The organism is Domibacillus indicus (genome assembly GCF_023715895.1).
GTDB classification, from domain to species: domain Bacteria; phylum Bacillota; class Bacilli; order Bacillales; family Domibacillaceae; genus Domibacillus; species Domibacillus indicus_A.
Window position 1 is genome coordinate 47,677 of sequence record NZ_JAMBOO010000027.1, and the last position, 7,355, is coordinate 55,031.

The window sequence follows — 7,355 nt, forward strand, 5'->3', positions numbered from 1 at the left end:
ACCTTTCCTTTCTTCTCATGCATGTTTCGGTTTTGCAAAAATCATTCGTCCGGCAGATGTCTGCAGTACGCTTGTGACAATTACGTCAATTTGCTTGCCGATAAAATCGCGGCCATCCTCTACGACGATCATCGTTCCGTCATCGAGGTAGGCAACGCCCTGGCGCTGTTCTTTCCCATCTTTAATCACCAGCACATGCATTTCTTCTCCCGGAATGACCACCGGTTTTACCGCGTTGGCAAGGTCGTTAATATTAAGTACTTGCACTTTTTGAAATTCACATACTTTATTTAAATTAAAGTCGTTAGTGACGACAATACCGCTTATTTCCTTCGCCAGCTTCACAAGCTTTGAATCTACTTCCTGAACATCTTCATAGTCCTTTTCTGTCATCTCAACTTCAATCGGGATATCTTTTTGCAGACGATTTAAAATATCAAGGCCGCGGCGCCCTTTCGTTCTCTTTAGTGTATCAGAAGAATCGGCAATATGCTGTAATTCTTCAAGAACAAATTGTGGAATCACAATCGTGCCGTCCAAAAAGCCTGTTTCACAAATATCGGCAATCCGCCCATCGATAATCACGCTCGTGTCCAGAATTTTAAATGATTTTGCCGGAAGCATAGGTGCCGTTTCTTCCGCTTGAACTTCCTTTCGCTTCGAAGACTTGCTTGAAGAAAATAAAGAGGTTAGTTCATCCCGGCGCTTAAACCCAAACTGAAAGCCAAGATATCCAAGACCAATGGTCAGCAAAATGGGCACCACTGTATTGACAATCGGCAGTTCCAGCTGTGCAAGCGGAATCCCAACCAGCATCGCCACAAGAAGTCCGGCCAACAAACCGACTCCGCCTGTGACAATATCAGTCAGCGGTGCATTCACAATTCGATCCTCGATCCACTTAATAAACTCCACAATGTAGTCTACTGCCCAAAAGGTAAGCAAATAGAAAAGGAGTGCTCCTACAAGCGCTGTGACATAGGGGTTATTAATAAATGGATGATCAAAATGAAGATAAAGGAATAAGTCCGGAAGAAGAAATACGCCAAGCGTACCGCCTAAAATAATGAACCCGCCCTGTACAAGACGCTTCAACATGTTTGTTTCACCTCCCTATTCTTTTTATTATAAACACGTTTCGAGCCTCGCGCTAATAATACGAGACTCGAATCGGTTTTGTTTCGTTTTTTATTTACCGAACACCATTTTTAATGCTTCATTTACAGTGGATACACCAATAATTTGAACCCCCGCCGGCGCTGTCCAGCCGCCAATGTTGTTCGACGGAACAATAATGCGTGTGAATCCAAGTTTTGCTGCCTCGTTTACACGCTGCTCAATTCGCGATACGCGCCGAACCTCTCCGGTCAGGCCAACCTCACCAATCAAGCAGTCTGAAGCACCTGTTGGTTCATCTCGGAAGCTTGAGGCAATACTGACTGCCACCGCCAAGTCAATGGCCGGCTCATCAAGCTTTACACCGCCCGCTACTTTCAAGTAAGCATCCTGGTTTTGTAAAAGCAGGCCGACTCGTTTTTCAAGCACCGCCATAATAAGCGTTACCCGGTTATGATCAATGCCGGTTGCCATCCGACGAGGGTTTCCAAAGACCGTTGGCGACACAAGTGCTTGTATTTCTACCAGCACGGGCCGGGTACCCTCCATAGACGCAACTACTGTGGAACCGGATGTTCCTTTTGTACGCTCCTCTAAGAAAATCTCAGATGGATTGGCCACTTCCTCAAGACCCGCTTCTTTCATCTCAAAAATGCCCATTTCATTTGTTGAGCCGAATCGGTTTTTAACCGCCCGTAAAATCCGGTACGTATGGTGCCGCTCGCCCTCGAAATAAAGCACGGTATCCACCATATGTTCAAGAAGGCGAGGTCCTGCGATAGCTCCTTCTTTTGTAACGTGTCCGACAATAAAAATAGCAATGTTATTCACTTTAGCAATACGCATCAACTCCGCTGTACACTCACGCACCTGTGACACACTGCCCGGTGCTGACGTTACTTCGGGATGATGAACCGTTTGAATGGAGTCGATGATGACAAACTGCGGCTTCATGTTTTCAATCGCCGAATGAATCAGCTGAAGGTTCGTTTCAGCGTAAATATACAGGCTTTGTTCATTAATACCCATTCGGGATGCACGCATTTTTGTTTGTTTCACCGACTCCTCACCAGAGATATAAAGCACATTGCTTCCTTTGGATGAAAGCTGGGAAGAAACCTGCAAAAGAAGCGTGGATTTCCCAATGCCCGGGTCACCGCCAATCAGAACGAGTGAACCAGGCACGACTCCGCCGCCTAATACTCGGTTTAACTCTTTTAAATCGGTTTCCACTCTTGGCTCTTGAGAGGTTTCTACGTCAACGAGCCGGGATGGCTTTGCCATAACTGTATCCGAATGAGCGAAGGTTGTACGTTTCGGTTTTCCGGTAATTTCTGTTTCTTCCACCATTTGGTTCCATTGACCGCAGCCCGGACATTTCCCCATCCACTTCGGTGATTCATATCCACAAGAGCCACAGACGAATTTTGTTTTTACTTTAGCCATGTTCCTTCTCCTTTTTCATAAAAAACAGCGGGTCTTTAACAGACCCGCTACACGCTTTCATTACGAGGTTGAGCCGGCCGCCGTGCGGACTACAAACTCGCCTTTCTCATCCACATCTACTACGACGTGCTGTCCAGTTAATACATTGCCTTTAAGCAGCTCCTCTGACAAGCGGTCTTCTACTTGCTTTTGAAGTGCCCGGCGAAGCGGACGTGCACCGTATTCCGGATCGTATCCTTCTTCCGCGATTTTTTCTTTCGCTTTATCAGACAGCTCGACATTGATGTCCTGCTCTTTGAGACGTGTTGTCAGCTGGTCCGTCATAAGAGTAACGATTTCTTTTAAGTGTTTCTTCTCAAGAGCATGGAAGACGATAATTTCATCGATACGGTTTAGGAATTCCGGACGGAACGCGCGTTTTAACTCATCCATCACTTTTCCTTTCATATCTTTGTGGTCTTGTGATGCATCTTGAATATTAAAACCGACATATTTGTTTTTCTGCAAAGACTGCGCTCCAACATTGGATGTCATAATGAGAACAGTATTGCGGAAATCAACGGTACGGCCTTTTGAATCTGTTAAGCGTCCATCTTCAAGAACTTGAAGCAGAATGTTAAAAACATCCGGGTGCGCTTTTTCAATTTCATCCAATAGAACAACAGAGTACGGCTTGCGGCGAACTTTTTCTGTCAGCTGGCCGCCTTCTTCATAGCCTACATATCCTGGAGGCGAACCGACAAGGCGAGATGTTGAATGTTTCTCCATGTACTCGGACATATCGATCCGAATCATTGCATCTTCATCACCGAACATAGATTCAGCCAATGCTTTAGCCAGTTCTGTTTTCCCGACACCTGTTGGTCCAAGGAAAATAAAAGAGCCGATTGGGCGTTTTGGATCTTTTAATCCTGCACGTGCCCGGCGCACCGCTTTAGAAATAGACGTCACGGCTTCTTCCTGTCCAATTAAGCGGGAGTGCAAAATCTCTTCCAGATTCAGCAGGCGGTCTGTTTCCGTTTGAGCCAGTTTTGAAACTGGAATCCCTGTCCAGCTTGATACAACCATCGCAATGTCTTCCATTGTTACTTCGCTGTTTTCTGTGCCCTGCTTTTCTTTCCAGCTGTTTTTCGTCTGCTCTAGCTCTTCACGAAGCTTTTGCTCGGAATCACGAAGAGACGCTGCTTTTTCAAATTCCTGGCTTTGTACGGCAGAATCTTTCTCGTGTTTCAACGCTTCAAGCTTTGCTTCAAGCTCTTTTAAATTTGGCGGTGTTGTAAAAGAACGAAGACGAACTTTTGAACCAGCTTCATCAATTAAATCAATGGCTTTGTCCGGCAGGAACCGATCAGAAATGTAACGGTCAGACATTTTCACTGCTGCTTCAATTGCTTCATCTAAAATCGCTACGCGGTGGTGGGCTTCATACCGGTCACGCAGTCCTTTTAAAATTTGAATCGATTCCTCTAGTGTTGGTTCATCGACTTGAATCGGCTGGAAACGGCGTTCTAGAGCCGCGTCTTTCTCGATGTATTTACGGTACTCATCAAGTGTTGTTGCACCGATACATTGAAGCTCGCCGCGCGCAAGAGACGGTTTTAAAATATTAGACGCATCAATGGCACCTTCTGCTCCGCCTGCTCCAATAAGTGTGTGCAGCTCGTCAATAAACAAAATAATATTGCCAGCCTGGCGAATTTCGTCCATTACTTTTTTCAAGCGGTCTTCAAATTCACCACGATATTTCGTTCCCGCTACTACTGTTCCCATATCCAGCGTCATCACGCGCTTATTGCGAAGTGTTTCCGGTACCTCGTTGTTAATGATCTGCTGAGCAAGACCTTCAGCAATAGCCGTTTTCCCGACACCTGGCTCCCCGATTAAAACAGGGTTATTTTTCGTGCGGCGGCTCAGCACCTCAATAACACGCTGAATTTCTTTGCTGCGGCCAATAACCGGGTCTAAGCTTCCTTCACGGGCAATCACTGTTAAATCACGTGCAAGTCCGTCCAGAGTCGGCGTGCTGACATTTGAAGCCTGGCCTCCCTGACCGCTTCCTGATTCACTGCTGCCAAGAAGCTGCAATACTTGCTGGCGTGCTTTGTTTAAGCTGACGCCAAGGTTGCCAAGCACACGCGCCGCCACTCCTTCACCTTCACGAATTAAGCCAAGCAGGATGTGTTCTGTTCCTACATAAGAGTGGCCTAATTTACGAGCCTCATCCATTGAAAGCTCAATGACTTTTTTGGCTCTCGGTGTATAATGAACGGTTTTAGAAGCACCGTCTCCTTTTCCAATTAACTCTTCTACTTCTTCTTGAATCTTTTCTGCACTAAGACCTAAACCGTACAGCGCTTTAGCTGCGATTCCTTCGCCTTCACGAACAAGTCCGAGTAAAATGTGTTCTGTTCCAATGTTATTGTGACCCAGGCGAATCGCTTCTTCCTGTGCTAACGCTAGTACCTTTTGTGCTCTTTCTGTAAAACGTCCAAACATCATATCCATTTCCCCCTTATCTTAATTCGTTTCTTCTAGTTCAAGCCGTTCACGAATCAATGCGGCTCGACGAATGTCCCGTTCTTCCGCTCGAAGCGGTCCTCCGGCATACTGCTGCAAAAAGCCGGGCTGCGTTAAGATCATCAGCTCATTTAAGATGCTTTTTGGTATATGAGTGATATACCCTAAATCAATCCCTAATCTAACATCTGATAAACACTGAAATGCTTCATTTGTTTCAATCACACGGCTGTTTGATAAAATGCCGTACGACCGAAAAATCCGATCTTCCAGCTGAATAGGGGATGTTTGCATTAACGCATCGCGCGCTGACTGCTCACGGGACATTAATTCATGCACCACGCTGTCCAGATCATTAATGATATCTTCTTCGGATTTTCCAAGAGTCAACTGATTGGAAATTTGAAAGATGTTACCTAAAGCTTCGCTACCTTCCCCATAAATTCCTCTAACAACGAGCCCTAATTGGCTGATAGCTGGAATAATACGGCTCATTTGACGTGTCAGTACCAAGCCAGGCAGGTGTATCATCACCGATGCCCGAAGCCCGGTTCCCACATTTGTTGGACAAGCGGTTAAGTAACCCATCTTTTCATCAAAAGCATATGGTACCCGGCCTTCAATTGCGTCATCAATCTGATTTGCTTTTTCCAGCGTTTCATGCAGCTGTAAGCCTGAGGCTAGACACTGAATACGTAAGTGGTCTTCCTCGTTTACCATAATACTTACGTCTTCTTGTTCAGAAATAAGCACAGCACCGTATAAAGATGTTTCCGCTAAATAAGGACTGATCAAGTGCTTTTCTACCAATACTCTTTTTTGAAGCTGTGAGATATCCTCCATTTTTAAAAGCTCGAGAGACAATGATTCAGAAGCAGCTTTATTTATTTGGTCAACGACTTCTTCTGCTTTTTCCATCGATAAGATTGTCGGAAATGAAACATTCTCCAAGTTGCGTGCCAGCCTTATACGCGTACTCAGGACTACATCAGAGTCAGGTCCTGTACCGCTCATCCAGGCTGTCGTTTGCTGGTTGATAAATCGTTCCAGAGACATTACAAACCGCCTCCTTCACCCGACAATTTTTTCTCCAAAGCACGAATTTGATCGCGAACGCCGGCCGCTTCTTCAAATTGTTCACCATTTATCATCTCTTGGAGCTTTTCACGCAATTGATGTACTTCTTTTTGCAAATGAAGTTTACCTCCCATACGTGCCGGAATCTTCCCTTGGTGAACAGTATTACCACCATGAAGCCGTTTTAAAATAGAGAATAATTTTGACTCAAATGATTTATAGCAGTGAGCACAGCCAAATTTACCACTTTGCAAAAACTGCTGAAATGTCATATGGCACTTTTCGCAATGTGTTTCCTGATCGCGGAAAGAAGGGTTTGTGGAAAAATGAGGCTCAGGATTAAACAATCCCCCAAGCAGATTATTTAATGAAAAAGCCGGATGGCCGCTAAATAAGTGTTCACCTTTTTCATGTGCACAATGATCGCATAAATAAACTTCCGTTACTTCTCCATTTACTGTTTTCGTAAAATGAAGAGCTGCCGGCCGCTCATGACACTCCTGACATATCATCCTGCTCACCTGCCTTCTACATATTTAAGAGATGCTAAAAATGATTGCATCATTCTCGCCCTCAACTCATCCCGTTCAGGCAACTCAGTATTGAGCACGGAACGTTCCATTACACCTATCATTAATTTCGCCTCGCGAGTGGAAATTACCTTTTCCTCAAGCAGACGATAAACAAAATTTTCCGCACTCGCCTGTGAAAGCCTTAAGCCTGTAAGAGCTATCATTTGATCAAGAAGATCACTTTTTTCATGCGTGGTCACTTTAATGATGCGAATGTAGCCGCCGCCACCCCGTTTGCTTTCAACTACATATCCTCGTTCCACGGTAAAACGAGTATTAATCACATAGTTGATTTGAGAGGGGACACATTGAAATTTGTCAGCAATTTCGCTGCGTTTTATTTCAACAATTTCGCTGCCATTGTGTTCGAGTACTTGTTTCAAATACTGTTCAATAATATCAGAAACGTTTCTCATGATTTTCCCCACCTTGACCTTGACTATATTTGACGATAATTATAAAGGAAAGAATGCCTTGGTTCAATTATTTTGCTCTTAAATACAAAAAAGACAACCTGATTTCTCAAGTTGTCTTATCTTGCCAGGCGGCGTCCTGCTCTCACAGGGGGAAACCCCCAACTACCATCGGCGCTGAAGAGCTTAACGGCCGTGTTCGGGATGGGAACGG

General features: G+C 44.9%; 6 protein-coding genes and 1 rRNA gene. All 7 read right to left on the reverse strand.

The annotated features are described in order from the left end of the window. Positions 1-15 precede the first annotated feature (15 nt). Positions 16-1,098: a PIN/TRAM domain-containing protein gene (locus tag M3221_RS21960; RefSeq protein WP_251273797.1), complete on the reverse strand. Its 1,083-nt coding sequence runs from the start codon at positions 1,096-1,098 to the stop codon at positions 16-18. Between the two features lie 90 nt (positions 1,099-1,188). Then, positions 1,189-2,562, reverse strand: a complete 1,374-nt coding sequence (gene radA / locus M3221_RS21965) for a DNA repair protein RadA (RefSeq protein WP_251273798.1) — start codon at positions 2,560-2,562, stop codon at positions 1,189-1,191. A gap of 60 nt (positions 2,563-2,622) precedes the next feature. Continuing rightward, positions 2,623-5,061 carry an ATP-dependent protease ATP-binding subunit ClpC gene (gene clpC, locus M3221_RS21970; RefSeq protein WP_242236839.1) on the reverse strand — a complete coding sequence of 813 codons (2,439 nt, stop codon included), beginning with the start codon at positions 5,059-5,061 and terminating at the stop codon, positions 2,623-2,625. 18 nt (positions 5,062-5,079) lie between these two features. Further along, positions 5,080-6,135 carry a protein arginine kinase gene (locus M3221_RS21975; protein WP_251273799.1) on the reverse strand — a complete coding sequence of 352 codons (1,056 nt, stop codon included), beginning with the start codon at positions 6,133-6,135 and terminating at the stop codon, positions 5,080-5,082. After that, complete coding sequence (locus M3221_RS21980; protein WP_251273800.1) at positions 6,135-6,668, reverse strand: UvrB/UvrC motif-containing protein; 534 nt, start codon at positions 6,666-6,668, stop codon at positions 6,135-6,137. The genes M3221_RS21975 and M3221_RS21980 overlap by 1 nt, the downstream gene beginning before the upstream one ends. Positions 6,669-6,673: 5 nt before the next feature. After that, entirely contained in the window at positions 6,674-7,147 is a 474-nt protein-coding gene (locus M3221_RS21985) for a CtsR family transcriptional regulator (protein WP_396395255.1), read from the reverse strand. 120 nt (positions 7,148-7,267) lie between these two features. Then, positions 7,268-7,355 (reverse strand): 5S ribosomal RNA (gene rrf, locus M3221_RS21990); the annotation flags it as partial.